Genomic DNA, 17,218 nt, shown 5'->3' on the forward strand with positions numbered 1-17,218 from the left:
AATCACCTCCTGTTATCGTTTACACTATTCATTCTAACACAATTTCTATCAAAGTCAAGCATTTTTTATCATTTTCTTTCAAAAACTATCATTTTTGTCAATTCCAACATTTTTATTGCAAGATAAGTAGCTTTATGGTAGACTATTTGAGTAAGTATTGGAAGATTACTCAAGAGGCTTAAGAGGCCGTGTTGGAAACGCGGTAGGCGTGTAACAGCGTGCGTGGGTTCGAATCCCATGTCTTCCGTAGAAAAGAAAAATTATTTTGGGGATACAACAAAAACGTTGTATCCTTTTTGTATCCTTTTTTCGCAAAAGAATACCAAAGACAAAAATAAAAAACGTTGATTTAACAACGTTTTGCCAAGGAATGCGAAAGAATGCAAAGGAATAATGGAGCCGGTGGGAGTCGAACCCACGTCCAAACACCTGCCAACATATTTGTCTACAACCATAGGTTATGTATTGTTTTAACAGTCCCTCGACACATAACTCAAGCCTAAGAACTGCGAGTCTATCAATCTCTTATCAAACCACTAGACAAGGCTTGATCGTATCTCGCTAATCATAAGACCTGTCATTGAACACGAGCAATCCAAATCGGGTCACGCCTGCTGGTTTTTAGGCAGCTAGAGCGTAAGAAGTGTTATTTTTTGCAGTTATATTTAACTGAGCGTTTACGTCGCCACACGGGTTGCAAAATATGCCTCATAATGCCTGTCGAATCCGTAACGACCCCAAAAGACGATAGAACCATTATAACCTATCTTCATAAAAAATGCAAAATCAAGGCGTTTCTTTAGAAAAGATATGTTTTCAAGGACTCTGATAAGGCTTGATAACCGGCCACACTTAGATGAAGCCCATCCGTTGTATAGGCTGATTGAAGCTGTCCTTCTGAATCTGTCAAACTATCATAAATCGGCACAAAATCTACCTGCATATAGGCGGATGCTAGAGCCTCATAGGCTTGACTCCATTCTCTAATCTTTTCATTGGTTCGGATATAAACAGTCTGCTTGTATTCTTTTCCTTCATTGACTGGCAAAATGGAAAGGAGCTTTATTTGTGACAGCGGATAATCTCGGTTAATCGATTGAATCACACGCTCAAGATTATCCAAGGATTCATTCATAGGAACATCTTTTCCGATATCATTTGTCCCAATTAAGAGAACAATTTGATCCACAGCTCCACCATAAAGATGGGCATCCAAATTCTCTAATAAAAGTCCCGTCTGGTAACCTCGGATGCCTCGATTGACAATCGTCTTTGCCGTCCCAAACAACTCTTGCAGAGGGTAATATTCCACTATCGAATCTCCGATAAAGATGATATCTGGATCTAGAACAGAAATTTGATTCAATTCACGATACTTGGTTTGAATCTTTTCCTGCTCCTTTAAGAGCCAATTTTCTAATAACTGTACTGCCACCTTATCCCTCTTTCTCTAACCAATTTTCTAGAACCTGATAAACACCCGCCTGGCTGTTAGCTGGTGCTAGAGCAGTCGCAACTGCCTTAGCCTCATCATCTGCATTTTCCATAGCATAGGCAATTCCAGCCAGCTCCAACATCTCAACATCATTTTCGCTATCACCAAAAGCCATGATTTGTTCCGATTTCAAATCCCAGCGCTTGAGTAATTCTTCCAATCCCCATGCTTTATGAATCCCGGCTTGGAGGATGTCAATGCAACCATAACCGCTGGAAACAGCTCTTACACGCCCATCAAAGAGGTCATTAATTTCCTGCAAAACAGAACTCGATCGCTCTTCACCAACGACCATGCTCATTTTAAGCACTCCACCAAAGAGGTCTGAGTTTAGCTCATCCACAAAATTGGTCCTTTGGTAAAGTTTTTCAATCATCTCAGGAGTCATAAATTTATCAAGTTCTGTAAAAACAGTGCCTTTCTTAACAAAACCACCATTCATACTAGTGACGACGAACTGATCTCGACACTCCCTCCCTTTAAAATGAAGGAGAGCCTTGTCAACCATAGCATCATCCCAGGTCTGAGCTTGAACCAGTTTATTGTTTTCAAAAATACGAGCACCATTGGCAACGACTAGGACAACTCTACTCGCCAAGTGTCCCAACAATTCTCTCATACGATGAATTTCATTCCCCGTCGCAATGACAAAACGGATATCCCTTTGATCCAGCTGATCTAAGATCTTTTCCAAGCGGAGCAGATCCAGCTGACCTCTCGGATCCAGCAAGGTTCCATCCATATCTGTCGCAATAATCTTAATCGTCATTTTACTTCCTCTGGATTCAAGCTAGTCCCACTTCAACCCTACATGTTCATTCATTTCTTTATAGGCCGTGTCAATACGTTCCTTGGTCGCCTCGTCCAACTTGTCACGGTAACTGCCTCCCTCGATGAAGTCCTCTAGGATATAGGTCTGATAGAGGAAGAGCGGATAACCTTCTGGAGAGTAAGTCCCTTTGGGTGTTCGATTGACCCAAGTAGGATGCGCTTTGGCAGTTTCAATCCTAGTCTTGCCATCTTTTTTCTTAATGGTCACATCCATGAGAACACCGCGCTCCGTCCACTTGGCATTTTCCTCATCTTGCATGGTTTCAATGCGTTGATTTGAGAGGAAATTCCCCATGGAGTAGATGATCAGTTTTTTGTCACCATCTTTTTCAACCGTTTCGGCAGGTTCAACGACGTGAGGATGCCCTCCAAAGATAATATCAGCTCCCCAGTCAATCATCTTGTGGTACAGTGTTTTTTGTTCTTCCGTCGGTTCTAGCTGGTACTCAATTCCCATCTGAGGCATGATGACAGTAATATCTGCTTCCTTCTCAGCACGCTCGATTTCTGCCTTCATCTTTTCTTCGTCTAAGTCAGAAAGATAGCGATTATAGTCCTCTTGGGAAATAGATTGTTCAATGCCATTAAAGCCATAGGAATAGGCTAGGAGAGCTACCTTGATTCCATTGACTTCCTTGATGACTATAGGGGCTTGGTCACGGGATTCATGTGTGTAGACTCCGATGGGTGTCATTCCAGCCTTTTCAATAGCTTGAGCCGTTGAAACTACTCCCTCAATTTGAGAATCCAAAATATGATTATGAGCCAAATCTAGAACTTGGTAGCCTGCATCCTTGATCGCATCCATGACTTCTCCAGGTGCATTAAAGAGAGGATAACCTGCCAAGTAGTGGTCCTTGTTCACAGTTCCTTCAAAGTCACCAATCACCAAATCCGCTTGCTTGAGCCATGGTTTGACATACTCAAAATTTTCATGGAAATCATAGGTCCCGTCTTCTTTAAGAGCTGTTCGGTAGATGGGGATATGGTAGAGAAGATCACCATTTGCCATGATACGAGCCGTCGTTTCACCAGACTGATTTTCTTTGGATTGACTAGACGTTGTAGTCTGACTGTTAGAACTTGTTATCTTGTTACCTTGTACTGCTCGAACCAACAAGTTCAGCCCCATGGACAAGGCAACTGCAAGCAGCAAAACAGCAATAAACTGGGCATTGGTCCAAGATTTATAATTTCGAAAGAAACCAACACTAGTTCTCCACACACCATAAAGAGAACCACGAGACCGTCTATCTTGTCGCTTTTCCATCTTTATCCCCCCTTGCTTTTACTGCAAGTCTTTTCTTTTATTATACCACAGAATACCACAGACAAAAGGGAAATCCCGTTTATTATATTATTTTTTAGGAACTTCTGTGACTTTCTTTCTGATCTATTTTGTGTTATCATGTAGAGGTAATGAAAGGAGAGAAAATGTCTGCTATAGAACGTATTACAAAAGCTGCTCATTTGATTGATATGAAAGATATTATCCGTGAGGGAAACCCAACTCTACGCGCGGTTGCTGAGGAAGTGACTTTTCCATTGAGTGATCAAGATATAATCCTTGGTGAAAAGATGATGCAATTCCTTAAACATTCCCAAGATCCTGTCATGGCAGAAAAGATGGGACTCCGTGGTGGTGTTGGACTTGCTGCTCCCCAACTCGATATCTCAAAACGCATAATCGCTGTTTTAGTGCCCAATATTGTGGAAGAAGGTGAAACTCCACAGGAAGCCTACGATTTACAAGCCATTATGTACAATCCAAAAATCGTATCCCACTCTGTTCAGGACGCTGCTCTTGGCGAAGGAGAAGGTTGCCTATCTGTTGACCGAAACATACCTGGCTATGTTGTCCGTCATGCCCGCGTCACTGTTGATTACTTTGACAAGGACGGCGAAAAACATCGTATCAAGCTCAAAGGTTACAACTCCATCGTTGTCCAACATGAAATTGATCATCTAAACGGAATCATGTTTTACGATCGTATCAATGAAAAAGACCCATTTGCTGTTAAAGATGGTTTACTAATTCTCGAATAAAGAAAATCCCGTTGCAAGACGGGGTTTTGTGTTATAATAGTGGCATGAAAACAAATGATATTGTCTATGGCGTCCATGCCGTTACAGAAGCCCTCCTTGCAAATACAGGAAACAAACTCTACCTCCAAGAAGATCTCAGAGGCAAAAATGTTGAGAAAGTCAAGGAACTAGCTACAGAAAAGAAGGTGTCCGTTTCTTGGACTTCAAAAAAATCCCTCTCTGAAATGACCGAAGGCGCTGTCCATCAAGGATTTGTCCTTCGAGTTTCCGAATTTGCCTATAGCGAGCTGGATCACATCCTTGCAAAAACACGACAAGAAGAAAATCCACTTCTATTGATTCTGGACGGGCTAACTGACCCCCATAATCTAGGTTCTATCTTGAGAACTGCTGATGCTACCAATGTTTCAGGAGTCATCATTCCCAAGCACCGTGCCGTTGGAGTTACTCCTGTCGTTGCCAAAACGGCTACTGGGGCTATTGAGCATGTACCGATTGCCCGAGTGACCAATCTGAGTCAAACTCTAGACAAACTCAAGGATGAAGGTTTCTGGACTTTTGGAACAGATATGAATGGAACCCCTTGCCACAAGTGGAATACAAAAGGGAAAATCGCCCTCATCATCGGAAATGAAGGAAAAGGCATCTCTAGTAACATCAAAAAACAGGTTGATGAGATGATTACCATTCCGATGAATGGGCATGTTCAAAGCCTCAATGCCAGTGTTGCTGCAGCCATTCTCATGTACGAAGTTTTCCGAAACCGACTATAAAAAAGTTTCCGATCAGTTGATCGGAAACTTTTTTGCTTAACTATGTTCTGTAATAAATTTATAGGCTTCTTGACCTGCGATAGCCCCATCTCCAACTGCTGTTGTCACTTGGCGAAGGTCTTTCTGGCGAACATCCCCAACTGCAAAGATACCATTAACGGCAGTCTTCATGTGGTTGTCTGTCACAATCCATCCTGCCTGATCTTGAATATTCAATTCTTTGACAAAATCACTAACAGGGTCCAGCCCAACATAGATAAAGACACCACCGAAAGCTTGTTCTGTCACTTGCCCTGTTTTAACATTTTCAAATACAACTGATTCTACTCGGTTTTCACCTTTAATTTCCTTGACTACAGAGTCCCAGATAAAGTTGACTTTCTCATTTGCAAAGGCACGGTCTTGCAAAACCTTTTGAGCACGAAGTTGGTCGCGACGGTGAACGATAGTGACAGACTTGGCAAAGCGAGTCAAGAAGAGGGCTTCTTCTACCGCTGAATCTCCACCACCGACTACGAGCAAGTCTTGATCACGGAAGAAAGCTCCATCACAGACTGCACAATAGGAAACACCACGACTATTCAGTTCTTCTTCTCCGGGAACTCCCAAGAGACGGTGTTTTGACCCAGTTGCCACGATGACAGTACGGGTTTCGTAAACTTGATCATCAGTGATTACCTTCTTATAGTCACCTTGGTCTTCAATATTTTCAACATAACCATAAAGATGCTCCACTCCAAGGTTTTCAAGTGGTTCAAACATCTTTTCAGCCAATTCAGGTCCACTGATGTTGGCATAACCTGGATAGTTTTCAATATCAGATGTGTTATTCATTTGCCCGCCTGGCAGACCACCTTCAATCAAAGCCACTTTCAGATTGCTACGAGCAGCATATAAGGCAGCGGTCATTCCCGCAGGTCCAGCACCGACAATAATCGTATCGTACATTTTGATTCCTTCTTTCTTGTTGTAACTATCTTTATTCTAACTGTTTGAAGTTTATTTAGCAAGCATTATGCTCTAAAAACTAAAATGAGACTCATGACGGCAAAGGATAATACTGGAATCACCAAAACCCCAATCATGATCATATCATAGAGATGGGCTTGACGGGCCTTGGCTGTCTTGTCCACACCAGACATAGCTCGCAATCCAATCCAAATCCCTAAAAAAATCACGACGAGAATGGTCGTTAAGATCAAACTCTCGAAATATAAAGAAAACAGTTGCAGCAGCATGATCTCTCTCGTTTCTATCTTTTTTAAAGAGTAAACTCAGCTAGTCCAACTAACTGAGTTTTCCTTTTTCTATTATATCAAATATAAGTTCGTTTGTAACTAGCGAAGAATTCTTTTGTTCGTTCTTCTTTCGGATGATTGATGATTTCATCCGGTGTGCCTGACTCGATGATTTTCCCTTTATCTAGGAACAAAATTTTATCTGCCACTTGGGCTACAAAAGACATATCGTGACTAACCAAGATCATGGTCTGACCAGACTTAGCGGCGTCTGCAATAGACTTTTCTACTTCTCCGACCAATTCTGGGTCCAGTGCTGACGTTGGTTCATCCAAGAGCAAAACGTCTGGTTTCATAGCGAGGGCACGCGCTAGAGCAACCCGTTGCTTTTGTCCACCTGATAAGTGGCGAGGATAATGCTGTTCACGGTCAGAAAGACCAACCTTGGCCAACTCTTCCTTGGCGATTTTAGTTGCTTCCTCGTCCGATAATTTCTTAACAACAACCAAGCCTTCCTTGACATTGTCAAGGGCTGTTCGGCGTTCAAACAAATTGAACTGTTGAAAAACCATGGATAGCTTGCGACGAAGGGTCAAAATCTCTTCTTGGCTAATCCGAGAAAAATCAACTTTAAAATTGTCAATTTGAATCGTTCCACTATCTGGAGTTTCAAGATAGTTCAAACTACGAAGAAAGGTTGATTTCCCAGCTCCAGATGAACCAATCAAAGCCACTACCTCACCTTTTTGGATATCCAAGTTCAGATGATTCAAGACTGTCTGTCCTGAAAAGGATTTACTTAAATTCGAAATCTTAATCATTAACGAAGGTCTCCTTTCACATCTGTAGACACTGTGTCTGGGGCTGAAATAGCCATTTTCTTTTCAATGAAACGACCGAGGCTTTCAATTCCGATATTGACCACCCAATAAACGAGGGCAACGGAGATGAAGCGCTCAAAATAGCGATAATCGGCTCCACCCAAAATCTGAGCTTGGGCAAAGACCTCCACAACACCCGCACTAAAGGCTAGAGAAGTTCCCTTGGTCAAACCGATGAGGGAATTGATCAAGGTTGGAGTAGCTACCACCGCTGCATTAGGAATAATCACACGACGATAAACTTGCGCTCGAGTCATACCAAGACTACGCGCCGCCTCAATTTCACCTGGATTAACAGAAAGGATGGCTGCACGAATCGTTTCACTTGCATAAGCCGCCTCATTAAAAGCAAAGGCCACAATCGCAAAAAGTGCCGCTGGAATCGCATTGATATTGAGACCAGTACCCCATTGCTGGTTAATAGCTTTCAGTGCCAAAGGAATTCCGTAGTAGGTCAACATAAGTTGGACTAGGATTGGGGTGCCTTTTAAGAAGCTGACGAAAAAGGCCTGCAAAGGATATAGAACCTTAACACGATTGATCTTAACAATGGCAAAAATCAAGGCAAGTATCAGACCAAAGAGTGCACCTCCAAGCGTCAACATCAAGGTTGTAGGCAGTTGCTGGACAATCCTTGGAATTCCATCAAAGACCGAACGCAAACTAAAGAGCTTACCATCCGGAATGAGTTGCATCAAACTTTGGTACCAATCTGATGCTAAAAATGTTGTAACAGTCATAAAAACATCCTCTCCTGATAATGATTCATTCTACCATACTTCTGCTCGCAAGCAAATTATTTGCTACGGGCTGATTAGATTTTGTCTATCTTCTAGTTTATCACACTTTAAAACAGGGAGGCTATATATTTTACCTATCAAGGAGATAAATAAAAACTATCTCAAACCTAAGTCCTCATAGGGTTTTCTATAGCCGATTTGTTTAACAGCACCATTCTCCACCAAAATTGGACGTTTCAATAACATGCCATCACTCGCTAGAAGTTTAGCTGCTTCTTGTTTTGACAAACTTCCCACCTTATCTTTCAAGCCCATTTCACGGTATTTGATCCCGCTGGTATTGAAAAATTGTTTCACTTCAAAACCGGAAGTTTCCAACCAGTTCAAAATCACGTCTTCACTTGGGGTTTCTTCTACGATGTGGACAGCTTTGTAGTCCACACCAAGTTTATCCAATTCATTTTTTGCTTTCTTACAAGTTGAACATTTTGGGTATTCGATAAATTCTAACATCTTCTTTTCTTTCTATTTTTTATTTTCTTGAAATGTTGCGCCTTCATGCTGCAAGAGCCAGGCTTTCTTTTCGACTCCCGATGCATAGCCTGTCAGACGATTGCCTGACCCTAGCACTCGATGACAGGGGACGAGGACGGACCAGGAATTACGCCCCACTGCTCCGCCGATCGCTTGGGCAGAAGCTACTTGCAGGTCCTGCGCTATTTGTCCGTAAGTCACTGTCTGACCATAAGGAATGGCCTGTAAGTAAGCCCAGACTCGCTTTTCAAAATCTGTTCCAATAGGAGCCAAAGGTAAGTCAGATAGATCCTGAACACTGCCTTCGAAATAGGTATCTAAATAGGAAATAACTTGCTCTAATACAGGATGGCTAGCAACTTCTTCTATCGTTTCATCTCCTAATCCCCTCTCAAAATGACTTTGGTCCTGTACCCAAATTCCATACAGATATTGCTCGTCAGCAACTAAGGATAAGGTTCCAATTGGCGACGGGTAAAGCATTTTTGCGTACTTTTTCTGCTTCATTTTTTTAATTTCTGATAGGCCAAACGTTCCCCATCAACTGGAACCTTACCAACCTGCTGGAAACCTAGCTTTTCAAAGATATGCTGCATGGCCTTGTTTTCTGCATGCGTATCTGAGCGAAAATCCAGGTAATCAAATCCTTCAATCAAGCCTTCTAGGAAAGTCTGAGCAACTCCCTGCCCTTGGACATCTGCTGCCACAGCGATACGGTGAAAGACCAGATATTCTGACTCTCCCCCCTGCCAACTTCCTTCATAAATGGCTTCATAGGTTTCCTCTGGGCTCTTGGTCACAGCAGCATAAGCTAGCAGTTCTCCTTCTTCCAAGGCCACATAGGCTTGACCTGAGATGATATCATCAATAATGATATCCGCATTTGGATAGCCATTTTGCCACTGGTCGCTACCAGACTTGGCTAAGCACTTTTTAGCATCCTCCATCACCTGCATAATCGCATCAACTTCGTTTGGAAAAGCTAAACGAATCTCCATCTTTTCCCCTCATTTCTAACTTTTTTCTCTCATCATAGCATAATTTAAAGCTTTCTACAAGCAGTTGAAACTTGACTTTTGTTTTCTATTATTTTATAATCTAGTTATTTAAACTAGATAAAAAGGAGTTGGAAATGAATTCTAACTTTTCCTACCCAAAATGGGAAGACATTCCAAACATTGACCTCTATCTGGATCAGGTTTTACTTTATGTCAATCAGGTCTGCGCCCCTATCTCTCCAGATAAAGACAAGGGGTTAACAGCATCCATGGTCAATAACTATGTCAAACATGGTTACCTAACAAAGCCAGATAAGAAAAAATACCAACGCAAACAGATCGCCCGTTTGATTGCCATCACCACTCTCAAGTCTGTCTTTTCGATCCAAGAAATCGCTCAGACCCTTAATACTCTGCAAACTCAAGCGAGCTCAGACCAGCTCTACGATGCTTTTGTAGACTACATGAACCATGGGATTGATCCAGAAAATCCTATTATCCAAACTAGCTGTCAAACGGTTAAACTCTATCATCAAACTCTAGACTTAATCCTTATCAAAGAAGAGGAGGAAATCCAATGAATACCAGTCTAAAACTCAGTAAAAAACTCAGTTTTGGAGAGGAAATTGCTAATAGCGTGACCCATGCTGTGGGTGCCGTTATCATGCTCATCCTACTCCCCATTTCATCCACCTATAGTTATGAAGCACACGGATTTTTATCATCTTTTGGCGTTTCTATCTTTGTTATCAGTCTCTTTCTCATGTTCCTCTCGTCAACCATTTACCACTCTATGGCCTATGGTTCGACCCACAAATACGTCTTGCGAATCATCGACCATTCTATGATTTACGTGGCTATCGCGGGCTCTTATACGCCGGTCGTATTGACTTTGATGAATAACTGGTTTGGCTATCTGATCATTGCCATTCAGTGGGGAACGACCATCTTTGGCATCCTTTATAAAATCTTTGCTAAAAAGGTCAATGAGAAATTCAGCCTTGCCCTTTACCTGATCATGGGCTGGTTGGTTCTGGCTATCATTCCTGCCATTATCAGTCAAACAACACCAATTTTCTGGAGTCTCATGGTAACTGGTGGGCTCTGTTATACAGTTGGAGCTGGATTTTACGCTAAGAAAAAACCTTATTTCCACATGATTTGGCATCTCTTTATCCTAGCAGCATCTGCACTTCAGTACATCGCTATTGTTTATTACATGTAAAAAAGTTGAGAATCTTTTCTCAACTTTTTTCTTTACACATATTGATAAAATACTGGTGCAAGCGAGCATCATCTGTTAACTCAGGATGAAAAGAGGTCACCAGCATATTCTCTTCTTGAGCTGCAACGATTTGATCGTCTACTGTTGCTAAAATTTCTACACCCTCTCCAACACTACTGATAATCGGTCCACGGATAAAGGTCATGGGAATCTTGCCAACTCCCTTACATTCTGCCTCTGTATAGAAGCTTCCTAGTTGGCGCCCATAAGCATTGCGCTCAACCACTATATCCATGGTTCCAAGATGACTTTCTTCCTGAGAAGTGATTTCCTTAGCCAGCAAAATCAAGCCCGCACAGGTCCCAAAAACGGGTAATCCAGATAGAATGGCTTCTCGGATGGGAAGCAGCATGTTCTGGTCGCGCAAGAGCTTGCCCATGGTTGTAGACTCACCGCCAGGTAATATCAAACCCACCAAGTCACTCTGATGTTGTTGAAAATCCTCTAAATTTCTGATTTCGACACTAGAGACTCCTAGTTTATCTAGCACTTTTGCATGTTCTGCAAAGGCACCTTGCAAGGCCAATATTCCAATTTTCATCTATTTTCCTCGCTCAGCCATGAGAATTTGGATTTCATTCTCATTGATACCAACCATGGCTTCCCCTAGGTCTTCAGAGATTTGAGCCAGAATTTGAGGATTTTGGTAGTTGGTTACGGCCTTAACAATAGCACTTGCTCGTTTAACAGGATCTCCTGACTTGAAAATACCTGAACCGACAAAGACGCCCTCTGCTCCCAATTGCATCATCAGCGCAGCATCTGCTGGTGTTGCCACACCTCCGGCTGCGAAGTTAACAACTGGTAATTTTCCATGTTCATGAACGTATTGGACCAATTCTACAGGGACTTGGAGTTCTTTTGCTGCCACATAAAGTTCATCTTCACGGAGGTTTTGAATGCGGCGAATTTCTTGATTCATCATACGCATATGGCGAACGGCTTGGACGATATCTCCTGTACCCGGTTCTCCTTTTGTCCGAATCATGGAAGCTCCCTCAGCGATACGACGCAAGGCTTCACCCAAATCCTTAGCTCCACAGACAAAAGGAACTTGGAATTCTTTCTTGTCCACATGGAAACGATCGTCTGCTGGAGACAGCACTTCACTCTCATCGATATAGTCAATCTCAATAGCCTCTAAAATCTGAGCTTCAACAAAATGCCCGATTCTGACCTTGGCCATCACTGGAATACTGACCGCTTCTTGGATTTCCTTAATCATCTTTGGATCACTCATACGAGAAACTCCACCAGCTGCACGAATATCAGCTGGAATCCGCTCCAAGGCCATAACAGCTGCCGCACCAGCAGCCTCTGCGATACGAGCCTGTTCAGGGTTCTGAACGTCCATGATAACCCCACCTTTGAGCATCTGTGCCAAGTTTTTATTTAGTTCATAACGATTTTCAGTCATTTCTTAATCCTCATCATTTGTATTGGTAGCTACCATTTCATTTTAAGCCAGATTAGAATGAAGTACAAGATAGAAAAATAATAATTGTCTGGGTACAGATGGATTAAAAAAACTATCTGACCTTAACTTAAGGCCAGATAGCTCAGCTATTGTTATTTTTCAGCTGTAAGTGCAGCCATTGTAATGTAGTTGTATGGTTTGTTGAAATGTGGCAAGAAGAATAGGTCTGTCAAAGCCAATTTATCAATTGTCACATGCTCTTGGATAGCAAGTGAGAACATGTGGATTCCCATACTAATTGCAGCATCATGTGAAACCATTTGTGCACCAAGGATTTCGCGACTGTCTTTATCAAAGACAATCTTGATGGCAACTTCGTGGTTGTCATGCTTCATAAATTCTGGTTTTTGAAGATCGTTAAAGCCAGTTTCAGTTGCATTATAGCCTGCAGCTTTGGCTTTTTCAAGAGTCAAACCAGTTGAAACCATGTGAAGACCATAGATTGAAATACCGTTTGATCCTTGAACTCCGATTCCTTCCAATTCATGACCACAAGCGTTATAAGCACCCACAATACCAGTACGTACAGCGTTAGATGCAAGAGCGATGTAGCTTGTATCTTTACGAGCATTGTCATAAACAGTTGCACAGTCACCAACAGCGTATACACCTGGGATAGATGTTTCTTGTTTCTTATCTACAAGGAAGGCACCGTTGCGGAAGAGTTCAATCTTACCGTCAGCAAGAGCTGTGTTTGGACGGAAACCAACAGCAAGAACCACCATATCTACATCAAATGTTTCTTTGTCTGTTACTAAGCGTTCTACTTTACCATCACCTTGGATGGCTTTAACTGTTTGACCAAGAGCCAAGCGGATGTTGTGGTCTTCCAAGTTCTTCGCCATCATTTGAGTGAAGTCTTTGTCATAGTAGCCGTTCAAGACAGTGTCTACGATGTCAACAAGAACCACTTCTTTTCCAAGACGCTCGAAAGCTTCAGCAAGCTCAACACCGATGTAACCACCACCAACAACGGCAATGCGCTCAAGGTGTTTGCTCTTGTCTTCAAGTTTTTCAATAACTTCTTCAGCGTTTTGGTACAATTTAACAAATTGTACATTTTCAAGAGTTGCTTTGAATTCGCGGTTGCCCTTAACGATTTCAACACCTTCGATTGGAGGCAAGATTGGAGTTGAACCAGTTGCAAAGATCAATTTATCATAAGACTCTTTGTGTTCTTTACCTTCAACTTCTGCAGTCACAACTTTGTTATCGTAGTCAATTGAAAGAACTGGTGAGTTCATGTAAACTTTAGCACCTTTTGCTTCCAATTTTTCTTTATCAGAGTAGAAGAGACCTTCTGGGCCGTCGATTTGTTCCCCGATCCAAAGAGCCATTCCACAACCAAGGAATGAAATATTTGAGTTTTGGTCAAATACTACGATTTCATTTTCATGTCCAAAGTTGTCCAACATAGTGTTGATACATGCTGTACCAGCGTGGTTAGCACCAACTACAACGATTTTACTCATAGAATAATTCCACCTTTAAAATTTAATTTACCCCTCTAGTATATCATTTGCTGTTAGCGTTTACAAGGTATTTGCTTGGAATTCTCTTTTTTTCAGAAAAAATTATTCTTTACTATATTATTTGTTTCATTTCCTTCCAATTTTTAAGCATATTTCTTGACTTTTGTTAAAATTTATTTGTGAAAACGCTGACTTTATGGTATGCTAGATACATGGAAAGAAAATGTAAGGGGTTTAATTTTTCTTTAACTAACTTATATTGAATGATTTCCTATAAAGAGAAAGGAGCTGGTAGCTTGCCTCTTCGTTCGCACTCTGAACGGCTAATGGGAACAACTATCACCATTTCATTAGTAGATGAGCGGGCAGAAACCCTGCTTCAAGGGGCTTTTGACTTGCTCAAAGAGCTCGAATACCGCTTCAACGCCAACAGTCAAGAATCCGAACTGATGGAAATCAACTACCAGGCTGGAATCGCACCTGTCAAGGTTCATCCTGACCTATTTGAACTGATTGCTCTTGGACTAGAGCATAGCCTAGCTCCCTCTAGCCATCTCAACATCAGTATTGGTCCCTTGATTCAAACCTGGCGAATTGGTTTTTCAGATGCTCGGCTTCCAAAGCCAAATGAAATCGAAGCCGTCTTGCCTCTAGTTGACCCACATTTTATCAAGTTAGATCCGACTAGCTCTACTGTCTTTTTAGAGAAGAAAGGAATGAAGCTCGATCTAGGTTGTTTGGCTAAGGGCTATAGTGCAGATAAGGTTGCCCAGTATTTAAAAACACACGGTGTCACCTCTGCCCTGATCAATCTCGGAGGAAATATCCTCACCATCGGGAATAACCAAGCCAAAGAAGGGAAAGCCTGGCAGATCGGCATTCAGGATCCGCGAAATCCTCGTGGCAATCATCTCCTAACCATTCCTGCTTCTAACAAATCCGTTGTCACTTCAGGTATCTATGAACGCCACCTGACAGTAGATGGAAAAGACTATCACCATATTTTTGATAGTAAGACAGGATTCCCTGTCGAAACCGAACTCGCTAGCCTAACGATTATCTCTGATAAATCCGTTGATGGTGAGATTTGGACAACGCGCCTTTTCGGAGAACGAAGCGCTTCTATCCTCTGGCAAGTCGAAAGTTTAGATGGTATTGAAGCCATTCTCATCGACAAAGAGGGACGCATTGCATGTTCTTCAGGCCTTCAAAATTGTATTATGTAAAAAGAGAAAGGAAATCTCATGCTAAAACTTATTGCCATTGTTGGAACGAACTCTAAACGTTCTACAAACCGCCAATTGCTCCAATACATGCAAAAACACTTTGCGGATAAAGCTGAAATTGAACTCGTTGAAATCAAGGATATCCCTGTTTTCAACAAACCAGCAGATAAGCAACTTCCAGCTGAAATTCTTGAGATTGCAGCTAAAATTGAAGCATCTGACGGTGTCATTATTGGTACTCCTGAGTACGACCACTCTATCCCTGCAGTTTTGATGAGCGCTCTTGCTTGGCTATCTTACGGTATCTACCCACTTTTGAACAAACCAATCATGATCACTGGTGCTTCTTACGGTACACTTGGTTCATCTCGTGCCCAATTGCAACTTCGTCAAATCTTGAACGCTCCTGAAATTAAGGCAAATGTTCTACCAGATGAATTCTTGCTTTCTCACTCTCTTCAAGCATTTAACCCAAGTGGCGACTTGGTTGACCTTGATGTCATCAAGAAATTGGATGCCATCTTTGATGACTTCCGTATCTTTGTGAAGATTACTGAAAAATTGCGCAATGCACAAGAATTGCTTCGCAAAGATGCAGAAGAATTTGACTGGGAAAATTTGTAAGATAGGAGACCGAAAGAATGAAATTTGTTGGACTTGTTGGATCAAACTACGATCAATCATATAACCGCAAACTCTTGGAATTTATCCGTCGCAATTTCAAATTTAAATTTGAATTAGAAGTTCTTGAAATCGACGAAGTTCCAATGTTTAACCAAGACGAAAAATGGGACGACAGTTTCCAATTACGCTTCTTGTATAACAAAATTACACGTGCTGATGGTGTCATTATCGCCACTCCTGAGCACAACCACACTATCTCAGCTTCACTCAAATCTGTACTTGAATGGCTTTCATACGAAGTTCATCCATTTGAAAACAAACCTGTTATGATTGTGGGTGCATCATACTACGACCAAGGAACATCACGTGCCCAAGTTCACCTTCGTAAAATCCTTGATGCTCCAGGTGTCAATGCCTACACACTTCCAGGTAACGAATTCCTTCTTGGCAAAGCTAAGGAAGCTTTTGATAACGACGGAAATATCACCAACGAAGGCACTGTTAAATTCCTTGAAACTTGCTTAGATAACTTTGTAAAATACGTAGGAGTCGTTTCGAAATTGAAAAAACCAAAACCAATCGAACCAGAAGACTTGGATTGTGGAAAACCAATTGCTACAACCATTACAGAAGTTGACCCTGACGATCCAGAATGGGTAGAAAAAGTTGCTGCAATCACTGGCGCTGTTTCTGGTGATACCTATGTCAAACTGGACCACGGTATCCTTACAGTTAACCAAATCGATATGTTCTTGAAAGCTATGCCATTTGAATTGACATACGCTGATGACAACAACCAATTCCTCTACTACAACAACGCTCACCAAGATCCAGACACCATGTTTGCCAAACGTGTACCACCTCAATCAGGTAACCGTATGTCGACTGTTCACAATTCTCTTCCACCAGCACGTATGAAGAACGTAGAGTGGGTCATCGGAACACTTCGCAATGGAAACCAAGAATACGTCCGTACGATCGTTCCAGGTTCTCCTGCAGGTGTCATCAACACCCACAACTACCAAGCGATGTACTATCCTGATGGATCATACGCTGGAATCAATGAAATTGTCTTTAACTTCCAACCATGGCTTGACTGGTACCTAAAAGAGACTGGTCAACGTTTGGTGGGTGGTAGCGGACCTTTTGCTCCTGCCGCTGGAGGTCATGGAGGCGCTGATGCTACTTCTGGTGCTTCTGATACTCCTGATGGTGGAGGTCATGGAGGCGCTGACGCTACTTCTGGCGCAAGCAACTAAGAAACACAAAAGGAGCCAAATGGCTCCTTTTTTATTACAACAGAAAAGGGGCTTGTAAATCATCTACACCCCCCTTTCATTTTATGAGTTGGGATCATCTAAACTACGCCCATGCAAACCTTTTTCACGTTGTACCTGACGTAGTTTTTCTGGCGTTACGTCATTTCCTTCCTCGTCCACAATTTTGATTCCTTCAATGTGGTGACGAACAGAACGACGATAGCCTTCGATGTACTCCTCACGAAGTTTAGCTTGTTCCACTTTTTCAGCAGAAGTTAAGCCTTCTGTTTTTTTCTTTTTAGCAAGTTCGTTAATACGATCAATTTTTTTAGGATCCAT

The 17,218-nt window shown here is 42.0% G+C and carries 21 protein-coding genes, 1 tRNA gene and 1 other RNA gene; 8 read left to right on the plus strand and 15 right to left on the minus strand.

Annotated features, from left to right (window positions below; all coding sequences use genetic code 11):
* Positions 1-159: 159 nt before the first annotated feature.
* Positions 160-247: transfer RNA gene (locus tag D8804_RS03330), tRNA-Ser, on the plus strand.
* Positions 248-391: 144 nt separating this feature from the next.
* On the opposite strand, the gene ssrA is transcribed toward D8804_RS03330, so the two are convergent.
* The 4 genes from ssrA to D8804_RS03350 form a co-directional block, all read right to left on the minus strand.
* Positions 392-739, minus strand: a transfer-messenger RNA (tmRNA) gene (ssrA, locus tag D8804_RS03335).
* A gap of 60 nt (positions 740-799) precedes the next feature.
* Entirely contained in the window at positions 800-1,435 is a 636-nt protein-coding gene (locus D8804_RS03340; RefSeq protein WP_125398823.1) for an SGNH/GDSL hydrolase family protein, read from the minus strand.
* A 1-nt stretch (position 1,436) separates the two neighbouring features.
* Positions 1,437-2,264, minus strand: coding sequence for a Cof-type HAD-IIB family hydrolase (locus tag D8804_RS03345; RefSeq protein ID WP_125398824.1), 828 nt, complete (start codon positions 2,262-2,264; stop codon positions 1,437-1,439).
* Positions 2,265-2,285: 21 nt separating this feature from the next.
* The gene (locus D8804_RS03350) at positions 2,286-3,596 is read right to left on the minus strand and encodes a CapA family protein (protein WP_125398825.1); all 1,311 of its coding nucleotides are present in this window, start codon (positions 3,594-3,596) and stop codon (positions 2,286-2,288) included.
* 164 nt (positions 3,597-3,760) lie between these two features.
* Between D8804_RS03350 and def the strand changes: the two genes are divergently transcribed.
* Together def and rlmB are read left to right on the plus strand one after the other, a co-directional pair.
* Positions 3,761-4,372 (plus strand): peptide deformylase, encoded by a 612-nt coding sequence (gene def, locus D8804_RS03355; RefSeq protein WP_125398826.1) that lies wholly within the window; start codon positions 3,761-3,763, stop codon positions 4,370-4,372.
* Positions 4,373-4,416: 44 nt separating this feature from the next.
* Positions 4,417-5,145: a 23S rRNA (guanosine(2251)-2'-O)-methyltransferase RlmB gene (gene rlmB, locus D8804_RS03360; RefSeq protein ID WP_125398827.1), complete on the plus strand. Its 729-nt coding sequence runs from the start codon at positions 4,417-4,419 to the stop codon at positions 5,143-5,145.
* Between the two features lie 36 nt (positions 5,146-5,181).
* Here rlmB and trxB read toward each other — a convergent pair whose 3' ends face one another.
* The 7 genes from trxB to D8804_RS03395 form a co-directional block, all read right to left on the minus strand.
* Positions 5,182-6,093, minus strand: a complete 912-nt coding sequence (trxB, locus tag D8804_RS03365) for a thioredoxin-disulfide reductase (RefSeq protein WP_125398828.1) — start codon at positions 6,091-6,093, stop codon at positions 5,182-5,184.
* 65 nt (positions 6,094-6,158) lie between these two features.
* The gene (locus tag D8804_RS03370; protein WP_000926602.1) at positions 6,159-6,383 is read right to left on the minus strand and encodes a DUF4059 family protein; all 225 of its coding nucleotides are present in this window, start codon (positions 6,381-6,383) and stop codon (positions 6,159-6,161) included.
* Positions 6,384-6,460: 77 nt separating this feature from the next.
* Positions 6,461-7,204, minus strand: coding sequence for an amino acid ABC transporter ATP-binding protein (locus D8804_RS03375; protein ID WP_125398829.1), 744 nt, complete (start codon positions 7,202-7,204; stop codon positions 6,461-6,463).
* Positions 7,204-8,004 carry an amino acid ABC transporter permease gene (locus tag D8804_RS03380; protein ID WP_125398830.1) on the minus strand — a complete coding sequence of 267 codons (801 nt, stop codon included), beginning with the start codon at positions 8,002-8,004 and terminating at the stop codon, positions 7,204-7,206. The genes D8804_RS03375 and D8804_RS03380 overlap by 1 nt, the downstream gene beginning before the upstream one ends.
* Positions 8,005-8,160: 156 nt before the next feature.
* Positions 8,161-8,517, minus strand: coding sequence for an arsenate reductase family protein (locus tag D8804_RS03385; protein WP_125398831.1), 357 nt, complete (start codon positions 8,515-8,517; stop codon positions 8,161-8,163).
* A 12-nt stretch (positions 8,518-8,529) separates the two neighbouring features.
* Positions 8,530-9,045, minus strand: a complete 516-nt coding sequence (locus D8804_RS03390; RefSeq protein ID WP_125398832.1) for a methylated-DNA--[protein]-cysteine S-methyltransferase — start codon at positions 9,043-9,045, stop codon at positions 8,530-8,532.
* Positions 9,042-9,536, minus strand: coding sequence for a GNAT family N-acetyltransferase (locus D8804_RS03395; protein WP_125398833.1), 495 nt, complete (start codon positions 9,534-9,536; stop codon positions 9,042-9,044). Before D8804_RS03395 ends, D8804_RS03390 begins: the two co-directional genes overlap by 4 nt.
* A gap of 134 nt (positions 9,537-9,670) precedes the next feature.
* Between D8804_RS03395 and D8804_RS03400 the strand changes: the two genes are divergently transcribed.
* Both D8804_RS03400 and trhA read left to right on the plus strand, forming a co-directional pair.
* Positions 9,671-10,117 (plus strand): DUF1836 domain-containing protein, encoded by a 447-nt coding sequence (locus D8804_RS03400; protein ID WP_001087578.1) that lies wholly within the window; start codon positions 9,671-9,673, stop codon positions 10,115-10,117.
* Positions 10,114-10,761: a PAQR family membrane homeostasis protein TrhA gene (gene trhA / locus D8804_RS03405; RefSeq protein ID WP_001097972.1), complete on the plus strand. Its 648-nt coding sequence runs from the start codon at positions 10,114-10,116 to the stop codon at positions 10,759-10,761. The genes D8804_RS03400 and trhA overlap by 4 nt, the downstream gene beginning before the upstream one ends.
* Positions 10,762-10,780: 19 nt before the next feature.
* Here trhA and pdxT read toward each other — a convergent pair whose 3' ends face one another.
* The 3 genes from pdxT to nox all read right to left on the minus strand — a co-directional run bounded on the left by pdxT (position 10,781) and on the right by nox (position 13,770).
* Positions 10,781-11,362 carry a pyridoxal 5'-phosphate synthase glutaminase subunit PdxT gene (gene pdxT / locus D8804_RS03410; RefSeq protein ID WP_045616889.1) on the minus strand — a complete coding sequence of 194 codons (582 nt, stop codon included), beginning with the start codon at positions 11,360-11,362 and terminating at the stop codon, positions 10,781-10,783.
* Positions 11,363-12,238: a pyridoxal 5'-phosphate synthase lyase subunit PdxS gene (gene pdxS, locus D8804_RS03415; RefSeq protein WP_045616888.1), complete on the minus strand. Its 876-nt coding sequence runs from the start codon at positions 12,236-12,238 to the stop codon at positions 11,363-11,365.
* 152 nt (positions 12,239-12,390) lie between these two features.
* The gene (gene nox / locus D8804_RS03420; protein WP_125398834.1) at positions 12,391-13,770 is read right to left on the minus strand and encodes a H2O-forming NADH oxidase; all 1,380 of its coding nucleotides are present in this window, start codon (positions 13,768-13,770) and stop codon (positions 12,391-12,393) included.
* Positions 13,771-14,066: 296 nt separating this feature from the next.
* On the opposite strand from nox, the gene D8804_RS03425 reads away from it, so the two are divergent.
* From D8804_RS03425 to D8804_RS03435, 3 genes are read left to right on the plus strand one after another with little or no spacing between them, the layout of a single operon-like run.
* A complete protein-coding gene (locus tag D8804_RS03425) occupies positions 14,067-14,996 on the plus strand; it encodes an FAD:protein FMN transferase (RefSeq protein ID WP_125398871.1) in 930 nt (309 codons plus the stop codon).
* A gap of 18 nt (positions 14,997-15,014) precedes the next feature.
* The gene (locus D8804_RS03430) at positions 15,015-15,620 is read left to right on the plus strand and encodes an NADPH-dependent FMN reductase (protein ID WP_000915933.1); all 606 of its coding nucleotides are present in this window, start codon (positions 15,015-15,017) and stop codon (positions 15,618-15,620) included.
* A 17-nt stretch (positions 15,621-15,637) separates the two neighbouring features.
* The gene (locus D8804_RS03435; RefSeq protein WP_125398835.1) at positions 15,638-16,879 is read left to right on the plus strand and encodes an NAD(P)H-dependent oxidoreductase; all 1,242 of its coding nucleotides are present in this window, start codon (positions 15,638-15,640) and stop codon (positions 16,877-16,879) included.
* A gap of 81 nt (positions 16,880-16,960) precedes the next feature.
* Here D8804_RS03435 and D8804_RS03440 read toward each other — a convergent pair whose 3' ends face one another.
* The gene (locus D8804_RS03440) at positions 16,961-17,218 is read right to left on the minus strand and encodes a DUF896 family protein (protein ID WP_000371301.1); all 258 of its coding nucleotides are present in this window, start codon (positions 17,216-17,218) and stop codon (positions 16,961-16,963) included.

The sequence above is a fragment of the Streptococcus oralis genome (genome assembly GCF_003944215.1).
Lineage (GTDB): Bacteria > Bacillota > Bacilli > Lactobacillales > Streptococcaceae > Streptococcus > Streptococcus oralis_BI.

Excerpts from the sequence above, each read along its gene's own strand:
- D8804_RS03435 (WP_125398835.1), top strand. The coding sequence starts at position 15,638 with ATGAAATTTGTTGGACTTGTTGGATCAAACTACGATCAATCATATAAC.
- D8804_RS03345 (WP_125398824.1), bottom strand. The coding sequence starts at position 2,264 with ATGACGATTAAGATTATTGCGACAGATATGGATGGAACCTTGCTGGAT.
- D8804_RS03380 (WP_125398830.1), bottom strand. The coding sequence starts at position 8,004 with ATGACTGTTACAACATTTTTAGCATCAGATTGGTACCAAAGTTTGATG.
- D8804_RS03440 (WP_000371301.1), bottom strand. The coding sequence starts at position 17,218 with ATGGATCCTAAAAAAATTGATCGTATTAACGAACTTGCTAAAAAGAAA.
- rlmB (WP_125398827.1), top strand. The coding sequence starts at position 4,417 with ATGAAAACAAATGATATTGTCTATGGCGTCCATGCCGTTACAGAAGCC.
- D8804_RS03385 (WP_125398831.1), bottom strand. The coding sequence starts at position 8,517 with ATGTTAGAATTTATCGAATACCCAAAATGTTCAACTTGTAAGAAAGCA.
- D8804_RS03350 (WP_125398825.1), bottom strand. The coding sequence starts at position 3,596 with ATGGAAAAGCGACAAGATAGACGGTCTCGTGGTTCTCTTTATGGTGTG.
- D8804_RS03395 (WP_125398833.1), bottom strand. The coding sequence starts at position 9,536 with ATGGAGATTCGTTTAGCTTTTCCAAACGAAGTTGATGCGATTATGCAG.
- D8804_RS03375 (WP_125398829.1), bottom strand. The coding sequence starts at position 7,204 with ATGATTAAGATTTCGAATTTAAGTAAATCCTTTTCAGGACAGACAGTC.
- pdxT (WP_045616889.1), bottom strand. The coding sequence starts at position 11,362 with ATGAAAATTGGAATATTGGCCTTGCAAGGTGCCTTTGCAGAACATGCA.
- nox (WP_125398834.1), bottom strand. The coding sequence starts at position 13,770 with ATGAGTAAAATCGTTGTAGTTGGTGCTAACCACGCTGGTACAGCATGT.
- D8804_RS03390 (WP_125398832.1), bottom strand. The coding sequence starts at position 9,045 with ATGAAGCAGAAAAAGTACGCAAAAATGCTTTACCCGTCGCCAATTGGA.
- D8804_RS03370 (WP_000926602.1), bottom strand. The coding sequence starts at position 6,383 with ATGCTGCTGCAACTGTTTTCTTTATATTTCGAGAGTTTGATCTTAACG.
- D8804_RS03430 (WP_000915933.1), top strand. The coding sequence starts at position 15,015 with ATGCTAAAACTTATTGCCATTGTTGGAACGAACTCTAAACGTTCTACA.
- trxB (WP_125398828.1), bottom strand. The coding sequence starts at position 6,093 with ATGTACGATACGATTATTGTCGGTGCTGGACCTGCGGGAATGACCGCT.
- def (WP_125398826.1), top strand. The coding sequence starts at position 3,761 with ATGTCTGCTATAGAACGTATTACAAAAGCTGCTCATTTGATTGATATG.
- pdxS (WP_045616888.1), bottom strand. The coding sequence starts at position 12,238 with ATGACTGAAAATCGTTATGAACTAAATAAAAACTTGGCACAGATGCTC.
- D8804_RS03400 (WP_001087578.1), top strand. The coding sequence starts at position 9,671 with ATGAATTCTAACTTTTCCTACCCAAAATGGGAAGACATTCCAAACATT.
- trhA (WP_001097972.1), top strand. The coding sequence starts at position 10,114 with ATGAATACCAGTCTAAAACTCAGTAAAAAACTCAGTTTTGGAGAGGAA.